At 60.9% G+C, this 18844-nt stretch carries 15 protein-coding genes; 9 read left to right on the top strand and 6 right to left on the bottom strand.

The window, feature by feature from the left end; genetic code table 11:
* Nucleotides 1-4 precede the first annotated feature (4 nt).
* From HKD31_RS02640 to HKD31_RS02625, 4 genes are read right to left on the bottom strand one after another with little or no spacing between them, the layout of a single operon-like run.
* Entirely contained in the window at nucleotides 5-787 is a 783-nt protein-coding gene (locus HKD31_RS02640; RefSeq protein ID WP_194263703.1) for an amino acid ABC transporter ATP-binding protein, read from the bottom strand.
* A complete protein-coding gene (locus HKD31_RS02635) occupies nucleotides 784-1620 on the bottom strand; it encodes an amino acid ABC transporter permease (RefSeq protein ID WP_194263704.1) in 837 nt (278 codons plus the stop codon). Before HKD31_RS02635 ends, HKD31_RS02640 begins: the two co-directional genes overlap by 4 nt.
* Nucleotides 1617-2429 (bottom strand): ABC transporter substrate-binding protein, encoded by an 813-nt coding sequence (locus HKD31_RS02630; protein WP_194263705.1) that lies wholly within the window; start codon nucleotides 2427-2429, stop codon nucleotides 1617-1619. Before HKD31_RS02630 ends, HKD31_RS02635 begins: the two co-directional genes overlap by 4 nt.
* Complete coding sequence (locus HKD31_RS02625; RefSeq protein ID WP_194263706.1) at nucleotides 2429-3382, bottom strand: N-carbamoyl-D-amino-acid hydrolase; 954 nt, start codon at nucleotides 3380-3382, stop codon at nucleotides 2429-2431. Before HKD31_RS02625 ends, HKD31_RS02630 begins: the two co-directional genes overlap by 1 nt.
* Before the next feature lie 149 nt (nucleotides 3383-3531).
* Between HKD31_RS02625 and HKD31_RS02620 the strand changes: the two genes are divergently transcribed.
* The gene (locus HKD31_RS02620) at nucleotides 3532-4425 is read left to right on the top strand and encodes a LysR family transcriptional regulator (RefSeq protein WP_194263707.1); all 894 of its coding nucleotides are present in this window, start codon (nucleotides 3532-3534) and stop codon (nucleotides 4423-4425) included.
* A gap of 3 nt (nucleotides 4426-4428) precedes the next feature.
* Here HKD31_RS02620 and HKD31_RS02615 read toward each other — a convergent pair whose 3' ends face one another.
* The gene (locus tag HKD31_RS02615) at nucleotides 4429-5745 is read right to left on the bottom strand and encodes a dihydroorotase (RefSeq protein WP_194263708.1); all 1317 of its coding nucleotides are present in this window, start codon (nucleotides 5743-5745) and stop codon (nucleotides 4429-4431) included.
* Between the two features lie 202 nt (nucleotides 5746-5947).
* On the opposite strand from HKD31_RS02615, the gene HKD31_RS02610 reads away from it, so the two are divergent.
* From HKD31_RS02610 to HKD31_RS02600, 3 genes are read left to right on the top strand one after another with little or no spacing between them, the layout of a single operon-like run.
* On the top strand, nucleotides 5948-6823 hold the full coding sequence (locus tag HKD31_RS02610) for a D-amino-acid transaminase (protein ID WP_338085522.1): 876 nt from the start codon (nucleotides 5948-5950) through the stop codon (nucleotides 6821-6823).
* Between the two features lie 30 nt (nucleotides 6824-6853).
* Nucleotides 6854-7207, top strand: coding sequence for a RidA family protein (locus HKD31_RS02605; RefSeq protein WP_194263710.1), 354 nt, complete (start codon nucleotides 6854-6856; stop codon nucleotides 7205-7207).
* Between the two features lie 39 nt (nucleotides 7208-7246).
* On the top strand, nucleotides 7247-8149 hold the full coding sequence (locus tag HKD31_RS02600; protein WP_194263711.1) for a delta(1)-pyrroline-2-carboxylate reductase family protein: 903 nt from the start codon (nucleotides 7247-7249) through the stop codon (nucleotides 8147-8149).
* 3 nt (nucleotides 8150-8152) lie between these two features.
* Here HKD31_RS02600 and HKD31_RS02595 read toward each other — a convergent pair whose 3' ends face one another.
* Nucleotides 8153-10447 (bottom strand): TonB-dependent siderophore receptor, encoded by a 2295-nt coding sequence (locus HKD31_RS02595; RefSeq protein WP_194263712.1) that lies wholly within the window; start codon nucleotides 10445-10447, stop codon nucleotides 8153-8155.
* A gap of 340 nt (nucleotides 10448-10787) precedes the next feature.
* Here HKD31_RS02595 and HKD31_RS02590 point away from each other — a divergent pair, with 340 nt between their 5' ends.
* From HKD31_RS02590 to HKD31_RS02570, 5 genes are all read left to right on the top strand, one after another.
* The gene (locus tag HKD31_RS02590) at nucleotides 10788-11876 is read left to right on the top strand and encodes a DUF3500 domain-containing protein (protein ID WP_228120170.1); all 1089 of its coding nucleotides are present in this window, start codon (nucleotides 10788-10790) and stop codon (nucleotides 11874-11876) included.
* Nucleotides 11873-12418 carry a hypothetical protein gene (locus HKD31_RS02585; RefSeq protein WP_194263714.1) on the top strand — a complete coding sequence of 182 codons (546 nt, stop codon included), beginning with the start codon at nucleotides 11873-11875 and terminating at the stop codon, nucleotides 12416-12418. The genes HKD31_RS02590 and HKD31_RS02585 overlap by 4 nt, the downstream gene beginning before the upstream one ends.
* Before the next feature lie 275 nt (nucleotides 12419-12693).
* Entirely contained in the window at nucleotides 12694-15891 is a 3198-nt protein-coding gene (locus tag HKD31_RS02580) for an efflux RND transporter permease subunit (protein ID WP_194263715.1), read from the top strand.
* Nucleotides 15891-17102, top strand: a complete 1212-nt coding sequence (locus tag HKD31_RS02575; RefSeq protein WP_194263716.1) for an efflux RND transporter periplasmic adaptor subunit — start codon at nucleotides 15891-15893, stop codon at nucleotides 17100-17102. Before HKD31_RS02580 ends, HKD31_RS02575 begins: the two co-directional genes overlap by 1 nt.
* Nucleotides 17102-18685 carry an efflux transporter outer membrane subunit gene (locus HKD31_RS02570; RefSeq protein ID WP_194264077.1) on the top strand — a complete coding sequence of 528 codons (1584 nt, stop codon included), beginning with the start codon at nucleotides 17102-17104 and terminating at the stop codon, nucleotides 18683-18685. The genes HKD31_RS02575 and HKD31_RS02570 overlap by 1 nt, the downstream gene beginning before the upstream one ends.
* Nucleotides 18686-18844: the final 159 nt, after the last annotated feature.

Raw genomic sequence — 18844 nt, 5'->3', positions numbered from 1 at the left:
AGTATCAGGCAGTTGATTTCTGGCCGAGAACTGCTGCGAGGAAGGCGCGTGTGCGTTCCTCGCGCGGTGTTCCGAAGAAGTCGGCGGTCGGGGCATCTTCCAGGATGACGCCGCCATCCATGAACAGGATGCGATCGGCGACTTCCCGGGCGAAAGAGAGTTCATGGGTGACGACCAGCATCGTCACGCCGCTGGCTGCGACGCTCTGCATGACGGCCAGGACGTCGCCCACGGATTCCGGATCGAGCGCGCTGGTTGGTTCGTCGAACAGCATGACAGCAGGTTTCAGCGCCAGGGCGCGGGCGATGGCGACGCGCTGCTGCTGGCCGCCGGAAAGCTGTGCGGGATAATGGTTCGCGCGATGCTCCATCCCGACGCTGCGCAGAAGCTCCAGCGCTTCGTGTTTCACATCCGCAGCCGGGCGTTTCTGCACGCGGACCGGACCTTCCATGACGTTTTCGAGGGCTGTCATGTGCGGGAAAAGGTTGAAACGCTGGAAGACCATACCGGCCAGCCGTCTCTGACGGGCGATATCACGGGCATTGCGGGGAACAAGGCGCCCGTTGCGTTCCTGATGCCCGAGCAGTTCACCGCTCATGACGATCAGGCCGTCTTCCGCCGTTTCAAGCTGGGCGATGCAGCGCAGCAGGGTCGTCTTGCCTGAGCCGGAGCCGCCGAGGACGCAGACGACCTGACCGGGCGGGATGTCGAGCGACACGCCGCGCAGGACGGGGTTTGCGCCGAAGGATTTGTGCAGGTTCCGGATCCAGATCGCAGGTTCGGTCATGCGGATTTGCCTCGCGAAAAGCGGCGTTCGAGCAGGTGCTGCAACGGCGAGAGGACGGTCACGGCCGCTAGGTACCAGAAGCCGGCGACGATCAGCAGTTCGATCACGCGTGTGTTGGCGTAATAGATCGTCTCCGCATTGTGCAGGACTTCGGGATACTGGATGAGGCTGGCGAGTGAGGTCAGCTTGATCATGTTGATGAATTCGTTGCCCAGCGGCGGGATGACCGTCCGGAAGGCCTGCGGGAAAATGATGCGGCGCATGGCTGTCAGGCGCGTCATGCCGATGGCGGATGCGGCTTCATACTGTCCGCGATCCACGCTCTGGAAACCGGCGCGGAATATTTCGGCAATATAGGCGGCCTGATTGAGCCCCAGACCGAACAGGGCCGAGAGGAACGGCGTCATGAGATCGACCGTCCGGTAGGAGCCGATGCCCGGCAGGGTGACATGGGGAAAGATCAGCGCGAGGTTGAACCAGATCAGCAGTTGCAGGATGACCGGCACGCCGCGGAACAGCCAGACATACAGCCCCGAGACGATCCGGGGCAGCCATGCCGTGGACAGACGGCCCAAGGCCAGGATGATGCCCGCGACCATACCGAGTGCCATGGCGCATACGGCCATCAGCAGCGTGGCGCCCACACCGCGCAGGATGGAGGGCACGAACAGGAATTGGCCGACATAGCGCCATTCGATCTGCCCCACGGCGAAGGCATGGATGATCCAGGCGCACAGGGCGAGCAGCACGACGCCCGATGCGATCTGCGTCCATGCGATATGTCTGCCGCGCGGAAGGGCAAGTAGCCGGGAAGACTCTGTCGTTCTGGTCATGGCGTCGATCCGTCTGAGTCTGTGTCGGGAAGTGCCGCGTCCTGAAGGGACCAGCGCTGGAGAAGGCGCGCGTAGGTTCCGTCTGCCCTGAGATCCGCGAAGGCGTGGGCGACCTGCGCCTCAAGAGCCGCGTGCCCCTTTGGGAACGCCATCGAAAGAAGCATGTTCGACAGGGGATTTCCAAGCCTGCGAAAGGCGTGATGGGTGATGTCGATGAAATATCCGACCGTCTCGCCCCCCTGCACCATGGCGGCGACGCGCCCTTGAAGGAGCTGGATCCGGGCGTCGGCTCCGCTTTCGGACGGGTAGAACACCATCGCGGGACGTCCCTGCGTCTCGCAGTGATCATGGCTCCACTGGCGGATCATGGTGGGGAAGGATGTGGCGCGGCTGGCGGCGACTTTTTGTCCGCACAGCATCTCCGGGCTCTGGACGTCGCCCTGTGACAGGATAAGGACCTGTGCGCCGGACTTGAGATAGTCGAGGAAATCCAGAAAGGCGCGGCGTTCGGGGCGGTCGGAAAATCCGCTGAGGATCATGTCGGTCCGGCCGCTCTGGACGGAAGGGATCATCTGGGGGAAGGCCGTCTCGACCCATTGCGCCTTTACGCCCATGCGGGCCGCCAGGGCGTTTCCGAAATCGATGTCGAAGCCGGTCAGGCGGTCCGTGACCGGATCGCGGAATTCGAGGGGCGGATAGATCGGATTGACCGAAATCCGGAGCACTCCGGGAGACGCCAGCGCGGCCCCCACCTGCCCCAGAAGGAGACAGGCCGTCAGAGACAGGAGTGTCCGGAATTTCGACGTCATCAGCCGATTTCGTCCTCCGGGTAGACGACGCCCGTCTGGCTTGTAATGCGGGTGTACCATTGCGGCCGGCGATGTGCCTCGAAGTTGAACATCTTGGTCTTGCCCTGCTGGCAGAGATCAAGATCACAGTCGGCAACAATCACTTCATCGGCAAGGGTCTGTGCCTGCGCAACGATCTGGCCGTTCGGATTGACGATGCAGCTTCCGCCGATCAGGCAGGATCCATCTTCGTCGCCCGCTTTTGCGATGGCCACGGCCCAGCAGGCGTTCATATAGGCATTTGCCTGCGCCACGAGCTGGGCATGGAATGTCCGCAGATCCGCACTTTCGGTATCGCCGCCGTTGGGGTCATACGCGGCGGAGTTGTAGCCCACGCAGAGCAGCTCCATGCCCTGCAGAGCCAGGGCGCGCCAAGCTTCCGGCCAGCGGCGGTCGTTGCAGATCAGCATGCCGATGAGCGCGTTGGACCATTCCGCTCCTGCACGGTAAACCGGGAAACCGAGGTCTCCGTATTTGAAATACCGCTTTTCAAGTTGCTGGAATTTCGCACCGGGCCGCGGCTCCACCGAACCGGGCAGATGGACCTTACGGTACTTGCCAAGGATCGTGCCATCGCAGGCGACGATGATGCTGGTGTTGAAGCGCTCGCCTTCCGGTGTCAGCTCCGCATAGCCGACGTAAAAGCCGATGCCGAGTTCCCGGGCGCGGTCAAACAGCGGCTGCACCTCTGGATTGGGCATGGAGCGCTCATATTCCTTCAGCAGTTCATGGCCTTCGAGCAGCCAGCGCGGAAAAAACGTCGTAAACGCGAGTTCCGGATAGACGACGAGAGTGGCTCCTTTCGAAGCGGCCTCCTCCAGCAGCGCAATCATGCGCCTTACCGTGTGGCTGCGCTCATCCGCCTTCTGTGTCGGCCCCATCTGGGCTGCGGCAATCCGAATGATCCGTCCCATAGTCATTTTCTCTCGTCCGGGTCTCATGATGGCACGACGGCGAACCCCTTCGCACACCGGCCGGCCACAAATTCATTGCCATTTTGTTTCGGTTAGCTCAATAATCCGGCTAATCAGATATCCCACCTTCATATTCAAAAAACTTATAGATGAACCTTCGCCAGATCGAGATCCTCCGGGCGATCATTCGCCACAATACAACCGTCGCAGCCGCGCGCGTTCTGGGGCTGTCGCAGCCTGCAATCAGCAATGCCATTCGCACGATGGAGGATCAGGTCGGTTTCGCATTGTTCCAGAGAGTCAATAACCGGATCTATCCTACCCCTGAGGCCACGATCATCGTGGATGACGCAGAAGCAATTTTCGATCTGCATGAGAGGCTTGAAGGCCGGATCCAGGATCTGCGGGACAGCCGGGCCGGGCAGCTCAGGCTCGTGGCCACGCCGCCCATCGGGTATGGCATGCTCGCAACCGCGATCCAGCGCACGCAGTCTCTTCGGCCGAAAATCCGGACGTATTTCGACGTCCGCCGCTATGAAGGGGTCATCAACAGCGTGGAAAGCCACAAGGCGGAGCTGGGGTTTGCCTTGGGGTTCAGCGGGAAACCGGGTCTGGCTTCAGAGGTTCTGTATCGTGGAGAGATGGTCTGCGTCATGCCGCCGGGCCATCCGCTCAGCGAGCGGCGGCAGATACGGCCCTGGGATCTGCGGGACTATCATTTCATCGCGCTGGAATCCGGCACCAAGCTCGGAGAAGCCACCCGGTCCGCCTTCGATCAGGAAGACGAGGGTTTCACTTTCTCGGCTGAAGTCCGGTATGCCAATACGGCCTGCACCCTTGCGGAAGCCAATGCGGGGGTCGCGATCGTGGACCCCCTGACGGCATCATCGGGGCGTTTCAAGCTCGTCAGCCGCCCCTTTGCACCGGCCATTCCCGTGGCGGCCTATGCGATATGGTCCGAAAATCGCTCGCTTTCGCGACTGGGGCGCTTTTTCCTTGAGCGCGTCCGCGAGGTTGTGGGCGATCTTCCGAAAGACCTCTGAGCGTCACGAGAAAGAGACGACCGCACCGCGGGGCGAGCCGATGATCTCGTCGTCACGCATGACGGCCTGGCCGCGAATGACCGTCATGACGGGCCAGCCCGTGCAGGACATGCCTGCAAACGGTGTCCAGCCACAGGGGGACGTAATCCAGCTTTCCTCGATGGTCCGACGGTGCGCGAGATCAACGATCGTGAAGTCTGCGTCATAGCCGGGGGCAATATGGCCCTTGCCGACGGCGCCGTAGACACGCGCGGGACCGGCTGACATCAGGGCTGCCATACGCTCGAGCGGCAGGCGACCGGCATTTACATGATCGAGCATGATCGGAACGAGCGTCTGCACTCCTGTCAGTCCCGCCGACGTCAGCGGCCAGGGGCGTTCCTTGGCCTCGCGGGAATGGGGCGCGTGATCGGAGCCGATGCAGTCCACATCGCCTGCGTTGACCGCTGCCCAGGAGGCATCGTAGTGGCGCTGGTCCCGGATGGGCGGGTTCATGATGGCGTAGCCGCCGAGACGATCGTACACTTCCGGCCCGACCTGCGTGAGGTGATTGACCAGAACCTCGACCGTTCCGATATCCTTGAAATCGCGCATATAGGCGAGTTCCTCGGCGGTGGAGACATGCAGGATATGGGTTTTGCGGCCCGTCTTTCGCGCCAGGGTCATCAGACGCCGGGTGCCGAGAAATGCACATTCGACGTCCCGCCATTCCATATGCGTGCGATAGGGCTGGCCGACGGAAAAGAGCTTCTTACGTTCCTGAAGACGTGTCTCGTCCTCGGAATGGTAGCAGACGCGGCGGGTGCCGTTGCGCATCAGGGCTTCGAGACTGGCATCGTCATCGACGAGCAGATCGCCTGTCGATGAGCCTGCAAAAACCTTGATCGCGCAGACATTGTCCTGGACTTCGAGCGTATCCAGCATGTCGATATTCTTCTTTGTCGCCCCGACATAAAGCCCGATATCGCACCAGCTTTTGCCGAGGATCATGGCGCGCTTGCGGTCCAGAACCTCTTTGGAAACGACCGATTCAGCCGTGTTGGGCATGTCGAATACGGTTGTCACGCCGCCGAGGATGGCGCCTTTCGTGCCGTCATGGATGGTCTCGACGCTGGCGTTTCCCGGTTCGCGAAGATGGACATGCGGGTCGATGATACCGGGCAGGATATACAGGCTGGTGCAGTCGATGACTTCGGTCGCTTCTGCGCGACCGAGATCTCCGATGGCGACGATTTTTCCGTCACGGCAGCCGATATCGGCGCGTTCCTGCGATGAGGTGACAACAGTCCCGTTTTTCAGGATGAGATCGAAATGGTCCATGAGGATCGCCCTTGCCTGCTCTGCGAATGATATCGGGTCGAAAAATACTCCATGGCGCGCGCAGGGGCGTCCAGTGCCTCCTCTATCGGCAGTTGGAGGGGAGTATCACGCCCATGAATAGTTGGTCCGGATATCCGATATGCCAGCGCGGGAAACTTCTTTTATACAGAGTGTCAACAGGCCGGCTTGCAGGGGAGAGATCGTGTCGACTGTCGACAACCGTATCGGGTTCGTACGGGGGGCATTTGTCCCTCTCTGGGAGGCCGTCATTCCTGTCATGGATCGCGGGTTTCTTTTCGGGGATGGCGTCTATGAAGTGACGGCCGTCATCGAGGGACGTCTGGTGGATAATGACCATCATCTCCAGCGTCTGAACCGTTCACTGGGGGAGATCGGCATTGCCAATCCGTTCAGTATCGGGAAATGGACCGAAATCGAAACGGAGATTATGCGGCGCAATGAGTTGCGTAACGGGCTGATCTATATCCAGGTCAGCCGTGGCGTGGCGGAGCGTGCGTTCCAGTATGCGGAAGGTCTCGAACCGACCGTGGTGATGTTCCCTCAGTTCAGCAAGGTCCAGTCCAATCCGATCATCGGGACCGGCGCTCGGATCATCACCGTGCCGGATCTGCGCTGGGCTCGGCGGGACATCAAATCCACGTCGCTTCTGGCGCAGGTCATGGCCAAACATGCCGTCACGCAGGCCGGCGTCAAGGAAGCCTGGATGCTCGATGGTGACTTCATCACGGAAGGCGCCTCCTCGACGGCATTCATCGTCACGCGGGGCAATGAACTGGTCACGCGCAATCTTTCCCAGGACATCCTGCCGGGTATAACGCGGCGCACGATCATTGAGATCGCGAAACGCCATGGCCTGACGATCGTGGAACGGCCTTTTTCAAAGGCGGAAGTTCTGGAGGCGACCGAAGCCTTCTATACGAGCGCCTCGACGATCGCTGTGCCCGTCATCGAAATGGATGGCGTATGCGTCGGCGGTGGGATTCCCGGGCCGGTCTTTCGCAGTCTTTATGACGCCTATCTGCAGGACGTCATGACGCTGCCTGTCAGCATTTCCTGAAAACCTTTTTTCAAGACAGGACCATCAACAATGTCGATTACACGTCTGGATCCCCATGAGCGCCTCAGCGGCGCTGTCATCTGCAATGGCATGATCCATTTCGCAGGCCAGGTGACCACGGATGAGACGCTGGACACCGAAGGGCAGACGATCAACATCCTCAACCAGATCAACAGCCTTCTGGCGCAGGTGGGAAGCCGCAAGAGCGACATCATCTCCGTGCAGATCTTCCTGACGGATATTTCCGAGATCGGCGCGATGAACAGGGCGTGGGACGCCTGGCTCGATCAGGACGCCAAGCCGGCCCGCGCCACGGTGGAAGCCCGTCTGGCTGATCCGGCCTGGAAAGTCGAAATGACGCTGGTCGCGCGCCTCGGATCCTGAGATATAGTTCTGATCCCCTGACACCGTTCCGGAGCCTCCATGCGCCTTCTTTCAGCCAGTGAAACACGACAGGCCCTGCCCTTTCAGCCGCTGATCGCAGCCCTCAGGACGGCCATTGCGGAATACCGGGACGGAACCATCATCTGTCCGGAACGTCTTGTCGTGCCAACCGCCGACCGGAATGGAACGGTGCTGTCGATGGTGGCCTGCGGGCCGGACCTTATCGCCCATAAGCTCCTGACCATTTTTCCTGAAAATACCGCACTTCCGACCCTTCAGGGGCAGGTGACGTGTCTGGATGGGCAGGACGGGCGTTTCCTGTTCGCCATGGATGGCATCACCGCGACCGAACGGCGCACGGCCGCGATCTCGATGCTTGGCCTGTCCTGTTTTCGTCCGGCACGCCTTGATCATGTTCTGCTCATCGGGACTGGTGCGCAGGCACGGGTTCATCTTGAGGCACTGAATGAACTCTATCCGGGGCTTTGCGTCACGATCCGGGGACGAAATACGCAGCGTATCCAGTCTCTGATCGACGGCCCCTATCCTGCTCTTCGCATCCGGGCCGAGAGCGATACGGCAGAGCATTATGATGCGGTCCTTGCCGTCACCAGCAGTCGGGACATCCTGTTTGACCGGGAGGCATCCCCGGAAACGCTGGTCATCGGGGTGGGCGCGTACCGGCCGGACATGATCGAGATCGGCCCCGGTATCGTCCTGAACAGTCTCTGCGTTGTCGATGATCCCATTGGGGCGCCCCATGAGGCGGGGGATATTCTTCAGGCTGGAAAGAACTGGTCAGAGGTGGGCACGCTTGCCGATTATCTGCAGGCAAAGCCCGTGCAGAACCAGGCGGTGTTTTTCAAAAGCGTCGGCTGTGCCGCCTGGGATCTTGCAGCGTGCCGACTTGCCATGCAGTCCCTGCCGGAAACATTCATCTGAATTTCAGAACGTGCTGCGCAGTGTGGCCATGAAATTCCGGGGTTCTCCGTAATAATTGTAGTAATAGATATTGCCGAGACGCTGATAGTATCGTGTGTTGGAAATGTTGTTGATATTGACGGCGACATCCAGTCTGGGATTGAACTGGTAGCCGATCTGGGCATTGGCCACCACGTAGGCGCCCTGTCTGACGGTGCGTGTCGTGCCGAAGGTGCTGCTCTGCGCGGTCAGGCCGCCGCCCACGCTCCAGACGTTTCTGGTCTGCTCGGGGGCGGCGAAGCGGTAGTGGCTCCAGAGTTTGAAAAGATGCCGGGGTGAGTTGGACGCATAAGGCTGGCCTTCCAGGGACGCCGTGCTGTCTTTCAGGATGACATTGTCATTATAGGTATAGCTGGCGTTGATATCCCAGCCCGGCAGGATACGGCCGATCATCTCCGCTTCCGCGCCCTGGCTGCGTACCTTGCCGGCCGCACGGTAGCAGTCGCCGGTTCCGCTGCGGCCGCAGGTGGGGGCGAGATCGCCATCGATCATGGCCTTGTTCCGTTCGATCACGCGGTAGCCGGCCAGCGTGACGTTCAGGTTATGACGGAAGAAGTCGCCTTTCAGCCCTCCCTCGATCTGCTGGCCGAGATCCGGTTTCAGGCGGCCGGTCGGGGTGTAGCCGGACTGGGGGGTAAAGGTGTCGGTGAAGCTGACATAGGCGGAGATCCCGGATGTCACGTTCCAGACCAGCCCCAGATATGGCGTCGGGACGGCGTTGTTCTTCAGGCTGGTGACATAGGGGCTATTGGTGGAAATGTTTCTGTATTTGTATTCGTAAAAGCTGATCCGGCCGCCCAGGAGCAGATGCAGTGATCTGAGCAGTTCGATCCGCAGGGACCCGTAGACGCCTTCCTGACGTGTGGGTTCGCGGTACATCGTGGTGATGTCAGGCTGGATTGTGCTTGAAATGACGGGCGAGAAGATGTCGAGGCCTGCGAGGCCCGTATTGACGCGCGAACTCTGCGTGGCGCCGCCGTCTGTCATCACGTCGGAATCATAATTCCCGCCGATCACCAGGTCATGCTTGCGGTGAAAGGCATGGATGGGGCCGGTGACATACAGGTCCACGCCATCGTACTGGTCATGGATCAGGGAGTTCGCGACAACGAAATTGGCGGTTTTCTGAGCTGTGACGGCACTGTTGAGGTAGGTGTAGTGCAGGCTCGTATCGGTCACGCGGTGCCGGCCGGTCAGACGCGCGCGCCATCCGCCACCGAAACGGTGTTCCAGTTCGCCGCCGAGTTCATACATGGGGGACGTCGTATGGCCCCAGTCGGCGCCGACGAAGCTGTTGCGGCTTAAATGCAGGTCGCTGCCGTCGGCCGCGCGGGGGAGGCCCATGAAGCGGGTGGTGTCATTTTTCTGTCCGGTTGCGCTCATGGACAGGGTCGTATGATCGGTGATGTGCACATCGACATCGGCATAGGCCGTCCAGCGGCGGTCATGAGCGTGCTGATAGAAGTAGCCGCGGTCGGTTCCGGCGATCACGAAGCGGCCTGTCACCCGTTTGGACGCGCTTAATGGCCCGGTGAGATCGGCATCGGCATGGTAATTGCCCCAGGAGCCGCCGCTGAACGAACCCTGGGCCCTGAACTGGTCCAGGGGGCGTTTGCGGACGAAGTTCACGCTCCCGCCCGGGGGAGCGGAGCCCTGAAACGTGCCGTTGGGGCCACGGAGCACTTCGAGCCGGTCGTAAATGGCGAGATCGAACTGCTGCGCCATCTGCAGGCCGCCCGTTGAGGGCACGCCGTCGAACTGGGGCGTGAGCGCATAGCCGCGGGCTGTCATGCCGGCAGTGCCATCCCCGTAGAGATTGACGTTCACGCCGGGCACCTGTTTGAGCGCGTCGTCGACGCTGTTGAGGTTCTGGTCGTGCATCTGCTGGCTGCTGAGCACGGAGACGGATTGCGGGATTTCATTCAGGCGCAGGAGCATCTTGCCCATGGACACCGCCTTGACGACGTAACTCCCCGTCCCGTCGGTGGTCGCGTTTTTGCGTCCCTCCCCCCAGACAACCAGACTTTCCACGCTGGAGGGCATCTCGTTTGTTGCGGAGGACTGCTGGGCCTGCGGAGGCTTTGCCGGGCCTTTCTTCTGGGTGTTGCCCGTGGCGTAGGGAGAGGTGGCTTTTTTGTCCTCTTTGTCCAGGAGGTCGGCGGCGTGGGCCAGTGTGACCGGAAATCCGGCGCTGACCGTCCACAGGAGAACGCCGTAGCGGTACAGGTTCTGTATCGTGCTGCTGGTTTTCCCGTGCATGTCCACCTGACCGCTCCGCCGTGATTTCTGCAAATGAAATTCGCAAATGAGAATTAGTCTCATATAACGGAGATGTGAGGTTTGTAAATTTTCTTACTTTTGCTGGCGCGTGGCTGGACGGTCTGCGGCCCGGACGGGCGGGTCTTGATCGCTCCATCGGGGGCATGCAGTGTTGCGCGTCCGCCTTGCGGAGCAGGATGCGGGCGGCAGGAAAAACCAGCGGGGTCAGGGCAGCGTGAAGAACAGATTCTGGGTGTTGGGCGGGCTGTTTCTGGCGGTTTCTCCGGTTGTGGAAGCCGGATTTTCCCAGGCCCGGGCGGCCTCGCCGTCAGGAGAGACCATGCCTGCGAACCAGACCCATGATGCCGTCATTGCGGCCCGTGCATTTCTCGCCAGCTTCGATTCACAGGGACGGACGAAGGTGCAGTTTCCATTTGTTGCACAAAAATCCGGCACGCTTGCCCGCTTCCGCAGGAGTGCTCCGGGGCAGCCCGTTGTGCCTGTGACAGGCGATCAGACGGCGGCTCCGGCCGCGCGCGGGCCGGGTATGGGGCCGCCGGGAGGATTTATCGGGGAGCGTTACGGCACGGCCGTATGGTCCAACTTTCCGGTCAGTGACGTGCTGCGGCCCGGGCTTCAGATGGGGCAGTTGACGCCGGCCCAGCGGGCAGCGGCATTTCACCTTCTGCAGACGCTTCTGAGCGCACGGGGCTATCAGAAGGTTCAGGACATCATGGACGGGGATCAGGCACTGGCGGATGCCGGGACGGATTTTGCGTCCGGCAGGGCCGTCTACACCATCGGCATTTTCGGGGAGCCTTCGGAAACGGCGCCCTGGATGGTGCAGTTCGGCGGGCATCATCTGGGTCTGAACCTTGTGATCGATGGTCCGCATAGCGTGATGACCCCGACCCTGACGGGGGCCCAGCCTGCGATCTACAAGCGGGGCGGCAGGACGGTGCGTGTTCTGGCGGGGGAAAACGACAAGGCCTTTGCGCTGCTGGATGCTCTGGATGCGCAGCAGCGCAAGCAGGCGATCCTGCCCTATGCCGTGGATGATCTCGTGGCAGGGCCCGGGCATGATGGCGAAACCATTGTGCCTGAAGGCATCAAGGGGTCTGCGCTGAATGCGGCGCAGAAAAAGATGCTGATGGACATCATTGGCGAATGGGCCGGGATCATCAACGACACCTATGCCGCGCCGCGCCTGAAGGAAATCCGCGAGGGGCTGGACGAGACATGGTTTGCCTGGAGCGGTCCGACCACCCATGAGCCTGACCGCAACGGCTCGTCCTATTATCGTATCCAGGGCCCGCATCTGCTGATCGAGTTTTCTCCGCAGGGCGTCGGCGGCGATCCGACGCTGCACGTTCATACGGTTTACCGGGACCCGACCGACAGTTACGGCAGCCGGTTTACGGCGCCATGAGCAGGATACGGAGCATGGTGCTGGCGGGTGTGGCCCTGCTGCTGCCCGTAACGGCTTCGGCGCATCGGCTGGACGAGTATCTTCAGGCCACGACGATCGCTCCGGCGCGTGATCATATCGGCCTGCATCTGCGGCTTGTGCCGGGGGTGGATGTGGCCGGGGCTGTGATCGGGCAGATCGATACCGATCATGACGGTCGGCTGTCTCCCGCGGAACAGCAGGCCTATGTTGCGCGGGTTGCGCACGGCCTGTCCGTCTCCCTGAACGGGGAGCCTCTGGCACTGGTGCCGGAGGAGACGACCTTTCCGTCACTGGAGGCCATGCGCGGGGGGACAGGGGTTCTGGATTTCCGCTTCCGGGTGCGTGCCGTGCTGAAGACCGGGGCCAATCATCTGGCGTATCGCAATGCCGGGGCCGGCCCCGAGACGGTGTGGCTCGTGAACTGTCTGGTCCCGCAGGATCCGGGGCTGCATGTGCTGCGGCAGACGCGCTCGCAGGATCAGTCGGATTATCAGCTGGATCTCATGGCCGATCCGGCCTGATCGGCGGACGGTCCTGCGGTGTGGGGTTTCAGCGGGGCTGGCGCGCGGTCAGGATGGCGCGCCATCTGTGCTATTTTATGAAATTAATGGTTTTTTATTTAAACAGATCCATCAGAAATTTTACATAAAGCTCATACCAAAGTAAAAAATAATTTTTACTTTGGTGAAATAGTAAAAAAAATTCCATAAATCACGATTTAAAAGACGTAGTATTTCAGGCCCCTTATCGTCCCGGTTTCCCTTCCTTGCTGTAACCCTGTCGGGAACCGAGCTGAATGAATGCCATTGTCATCACCGCGCTGAGGCGACCGCTCACCTTTGTCGTCCTGTCGATCATGATCGTGATGCTTGGCGTCATGTCCATTTTCAAAACACCAACGGACGTCTTTCCAAACATCAACATCCCCGTCGTCTCGGTCGTCTGGACCTATGGCGGGATGCTGCCCGAGCAGTTCGCCGGGCGTATCATCTACAATTACGAACTCAATGTGACCTCGACCGTCGAAGGCATCGAGCACATGGAATCCAACTCCTATTACGGACGTGGGATCGTCAACATCTACTTCCAGCCGGGGACCGATATCGGCCCGGCGGAGGCGGATGTCGTCGCCATTTCGCAGACCGTGATCCAGCAGTTGCCGACGCATATTCCCGCGCCCATGGTCATGCGGCTTGAGGCGTCGTCCGTACCTGTCATTTCGCTTCAGATCACGTCCGACAAGCAGACGCCGTCGGATCTGTTCAAGCTGGGCGTCATTTCCGTGCGGCCGCTTCTGGTCACGGTTCCCGGGTCTGTGGTCGCCCATCCCTATGGCGGGATGGACAGCTTCGTGATGATTGCGCTGAACCAGGCGCAGCTCCGGGCGCATCATCTGTCCGCCATGGATGTTCAGGCCGCGATGCGGGACCAGAACATCGTTCTGCCGGCCGGTGACCAGAAGATCGATGCGACCGACTGGATGGTGCAGACCAACGCCACCCCCACCAGCATGAAAGCCATCGGCGACATTCCGGTGAAGCGGGTGGGCAATGCGGTCATCTACATCCATGACGTGGCGGATGTGTATCGTGGGGGGCATCCGCAGACGAACGTGGTTCTCGTCAAGGGGCGTCAGGGCGTGGAAATCGTCGTCATGAAGGGCGGCGGGGCCTCGACGCTGGATGTCGTCAACGGCGTGAAGAACCTGCTTCCCCGCCTGCGCCGCATTCTGCCGCCCGACGTGTATGTCTCGGTCCTGACGGATGCCTCGACCTTCGTGAAGGATTCTATCAAGGACGTCGTGCGTGAAATGGTCACGGCCGCGTTCCTGACGGGGCTCGTGGTGCTGCTGTTCCTGGGGTCGTGGCGCTCGACGATCATTATTGCGACGTCGATCCCGCTGGCCATCCTGTGCTCCATCATCGGGCTGGGCTGGGCCGGGCAGTCCATCAATGTCATGACGCTTGGCGGTCTGGCGCTGGCGGTTGGTATTCTCGTGGATGACGCGACCGTCATGATCGAGAACATCGACACCCATCTTGAAATGGGCAAAGGCCTTGAGGACGCCATCATCGATGCGGCCAACCAGATCGTGGTGGCGACCTTCGTTTCCACGACCTGCATCTGCATCGTGTGGCTGCCGCTGTTCGAGCTGGACGGCGTAGCGGGCTTCCTGTTCCGGCCGATGGCCATGGCCATCATGTTCGCCATGATCGCCTCCTTCGTCCTGTCGCGGACGCTGGTTCCGACGATGGCGAAATATCTGCTGACGGATCATGTTCACAGCGGTCTGCATGGTCAGGAGCATGAGGCCCTTCACATGGACCAGACGGTTGCCGGTGGGCCGCGCAAGGGGTTCCTAGGCCGCTTCCAGCAGGGGTTCGAGCGGGGTTTCACCCGCTTCAGGGAAGGCTACAACCGTATTCTGACCCGCTGCGTCGAGCGGCGTATTGCCTTCGTGGGCGCTTTCCTTGGCGTTTCGCTGCTGTCGCTCGGGCTATATGCCACGGCGGGACGGGATTTCTTCCCCGAGACGAAATCCGGCCTTCTGCAGATGCACATGCGTGCGCCTCTGGGCATGCGGATTGAGGTTGCGGGCCGGATTGCAGCACTCGTGGATGACCGTATCCACAAGATCCTGCCCGGCAAGGTCGAGGACATCATCAGCAATTGCGGCCTGCCGGAAGGTCCGCACAACCAGGCTTTCATTCCGACGCCCAGCATTGGAACGCAGGACTGCGACCTGACCATCACGCTCAAGAACGAGGCCTCGCCGGTCTGGGATTATCGTCGTCTGCTGCGCAAGGATCTCTCGGCGCAGTTCCCTGGCACGGTCTTTACGTTCCAGCCGGCTGATCTGACGGCGAAGATCCTGAATTTCGGAGCGCCGTCTCCGATCGATATCCAGGTTTCGGGTCCAGATATCCGCCAGAACTACGCCTATGCACGCTCCATCCTCGGGCCGCTGCGGCATATTCCGGGGGCGGCGGATGTCGTGATCCAGCAGACCATGAAGACACCGACCCTTATGGTTCAGGGCAACCGGACTTTCAGCCAGGCGACCGGCCTGACCGAAGCCGATCTTGCGAACAACGAACTGATGGCGCTGTCGGGAAGCTCCACGGTTGATCCGCAATACTGGCTGGACCCGAGCGACAACGTGACCTTCCCGCTCAATGTCTATGTCTCGCAGGACCAGTTGACCCATCTGACGGATCTGATGACGATCCCCGTGGACAAGGGTGACGGCGACCCGAGCGGAACCCAGACCCAGCTCCTTGGCGCCATCAGTGCGATCAAGGCGACGGGAACGCCAGGTGAGGTCTCGCACTACAACTCCATGCCGGACATCGACATCTATGTCTCGGCGGAAGGTACTGATCTGGGCTCCGTCCTCGATGGTGTGCACAAGGTCCTGAACGACACGGCCAAGACCGTTCCAACATCCGCGCAGGTGGATGTCCGGGGTCAGGCCACGACCATGCACGGGGCTTACAACCAGCTCGTGCTTGGCCTCGCCGTCTCGGTGGTGCTGATCTATCTGCTGATCGTGGTGAACTTCCAGTCCTGGCTGGATCCGTTCATCATCATCACGGCCCTGCCCGGCGCGCTGGCCGGGATCGCCTGGGCGCTGTTCCTCACCCATACGCGCCTCTCCGTCCCTGCGCTGACGGGGGCTATCATGTGCATGGGAACCGCGACCGCGAACTCGATCCTTGTCGTGTCCTTCGCCCGCGAGCGGATCGAGGAGCATGGCGATGCCCTGCGCGCCGCCGTGGAAGCCGGTTACGGGCGTATCCGTCCCGTCATCATGACCGCTCTGGCCATGGTGGTCGGCATGGTGCCGATGGCGATTTCCAACTCCACCAATGCTCCGCTCGGCAAGGCCGTGATTGGTGGCCTGATCGTCGCCACCATCTCGACCCTGCTATTCGTCCCCTGCGTCTACGCAATTCTTCACAACCGTCCCGCGCGCCACAAGGAGACAGTCTGATGGCCTCCCTTTCCCGTAAGTTCATTCTTGGCGCGGGAGCCTGCGCCGTGGGCCTCTACGTCGCATTTCTCGTCGTCGACCGCGTCCATGCCGTCAGCACTTTGCGCGCCGAAACCAATGCCGGCGCCATTCCTGACGTGTCGGTCGTCTCGCCGCATCGGACCAGCCCGAAAGTGTCCCTGACGCTGCCTGGCAATATTGATGCCTGGTATCAGGCGCCGATCTATCCGCAGGTCTCTGGCTATGTGAAAATGTGGTACAAGGACTATGGCGCGCATGTGAAACAGGGCGACGTTCTGGCGGAAATCAACGCGCCGGCGCTTGATGCCGAATATGCGCAGGCCAAGGCCAGTCTTGCGTCCGTCATGGCGAAATACAATCTGGCGTCCGTCACGGCGAGCCGCTGGCGTGCGATGGGCAAGTCCCAGTCGGTTTCCGGCCAGTCGGTTTCGGTCGCCAACGCAAACGAACAGTCCGCCAATGCCGAAGTGCAGGCCGCACAGCGCAATGTGGATCATTTCGAGGCGCTCGAACGCTTCAAGCAGCTCGTGGCCCCATTTGACGGGATCGTCACAGCCCGTTCGGTCAATGTTGGCGACTACGTCAATAATGGCGGCGGCGGTCTGAATGCGACGGGGAGTGCCTCCGAACTCTTTACCGTGGCCGATACGGACAAGCTGCGTCTCTTCGTTTCCGTGCCGGAAGTCTTTTCCTACGTCCTGCAGGACGGCATGACCGCGCAGGTTACGGTGCCGCAATATGCGGGCAAGACCTTTACGGCGAAGTACCTGACGACGTCCAAGGGCTATGACCCCAACACGCGCACGGCCATTGCGGAATTCGTGCTCGACAATCCGGGCAATCTGCTCTGGCCCGGCACGTTCGCCTCGGTTGCCCTGACGGCGAAGAACACGGATGCCAATCTGTATGAAATCCCGAGCGGCAGTCTCGTTTTTGAGGAAAAGGGCATGCAGGTCGCGGTCGTGGATGCCACCAGCCACGTCCATTACGTCAATGTTCAGGTGGGGCGCATGGCGGACAGCTCCACGGAGATCCTGAGCGGCCTCAAGCCTACGGATCGCATCATCAACAATCCGCCTGCCGATCTGCTGGAAGGCGATGTGGTGCATGTCGTGACCCCGGCGCGGGGCTATAATGAAAGCGGCTTCGAGACTGACAACGACTCCTCCGACAATGACGGGGACGAATGATGATCCCAGCCACCTTCCGACGCCTCGCACTCACCGGTGGATCAGCCCTCGCGCTGATCAGCCTGTCGGCCTGCGATCTGGCCCCGACTTACAGAACCCCGAACTTTGTCGTCCCCTCAAGCTGGCAGGGGCAGGCGCCCTTTGCCGTGGCAACCCCCGCGGATATGGTGCTGCCCGCCAACTGGTGGACCATGTTTCAGGACCCGCTGCTGAACGATCTTGAAGCGCGGGCCACGGCCGATAACGGCGATATCCAGGCGGCGGCCGAGCGCTTCATTCAGGCACGCTCGCTGGTTGTGGCGGCACGGTCCGAACTGCTGCCCCATGCCAGTCTGGATGCGGGGGCTTCGGACAACAAGCAGTCCGCCGACCGGCTGTTCCGCAATGGCGCCACCCTGACGCAGACCAGTGAGGATTATGGGGGGCTGGTGTCGTGGGAGCCTGATTTCTGGTCGTCCATCCGCAACCGCGTGCGGGCGCAGAAGCAGTTTGCCCAGCAGCGTGCCGCCGATTTCGCCATGGCGCGCCTGAGCACGCAGGCCGAACTGGCCCGCGACTACATCCAGCTGCGCGGTTATGACGCGCAGGATGCGATTTATGAGCAGTCCATCGGATACTATGAGCGGGCCGTTCGCATTACGGAAAACCAGGTCCAGAACCAGGCGGCCCCGCGCCTCGATCTGGCGCGGGCACAGGCTCAGCTCTACACCACGCAGGCGGCCCGGCTGGACATTCAGGCAGCGCGGCAGGTCATGGAACATGCGATCGCGGTGCTGACCAATACGTCGCCGTCGAGCTTCCATATTCCTGCCAGCCCCGAGTTCCATTTCATCCAGCCGACGATCCCGACGGATGTTCCTTCGACCCTGCTTCAGCGCCGCCCGGACATTGCGGCGTCCGAGCGTGAAATGGCGCAGGCCAACCGGGAGATCGGCATTGCGCGTGCGGCGTTCTATCCGCATATCGCGTTGAATCTGAATGGCGGGTTTGAAGCCAACGGCTTTGATCTGGCCAATCTTGCCAACTCGCTGTGGACCTATGGGGCGAGCCTGCACATGCCGCTGTTCGATGGCGGGCTGCGCCGGGCGGAGCTTCAGAGAACATGGTCGGCCTATCGCGAGACCCGCGATACGTATCGGATGAAGGTCCTGTCAGCGTTCCGCGAAGTGGAGGACGGTCTGTCCCTCACCGAGCGTCTGACGAAGGAAAACGCGGCGCTGGAACAGGCGGTAAAGGCCAATCTCGCGACGCAGAACATGACCATGACACTCTATCAGGGGGGCGTTGGAACCTATCTTGAAGCCATCGTCAGTCAGGAAAATACGCTGGAAAGCCGCATCCATCAGGTTGAGGTTGCGACCCGGCTGTATCATGCGGATGTGGATCTGATCCGCAGCCTCGGGGGTGGCTGGGCCGTGAAGGATCTGCCGACCATGGACCAGACTCTCTCGATCGCTCCGCTGCAATACGACAACCTGCACCACCCGAAACCGGTTGGAGACGTCAATGCGTCCCAGCATCCGGAACAGTTCGAAGACCTGACTGCACCGGATGCGGCATCCCGTATTCCGACCCACAAATAGCTTTTCATAAATGTTCGACCGGTTCGAGGAGAGCTACCCTTGTGATGCCCCAGGAAAATACGTTTACTGAGCATTACACCGGAAAGTTCATCATCCACGACTACGTCACGGCGAAGCCGTGACGTAGTCGTGGACCTCATAAGCTCAGCTCCCGGGCAA

Source organism: Gluconobacter potus, from assembly GCF_015244705.1.
Lineage (GTDB): Bacteria > Pseudomonadota > Alphaproteobacteria > Acetobacterales > Acetobacteraceae > Gluconobacter > Gluconobacter potus.
Note: the sequence above shows the minus strand (reverse complement) of the source record. Positions and strands in the feature narration are given on the sequence as shown.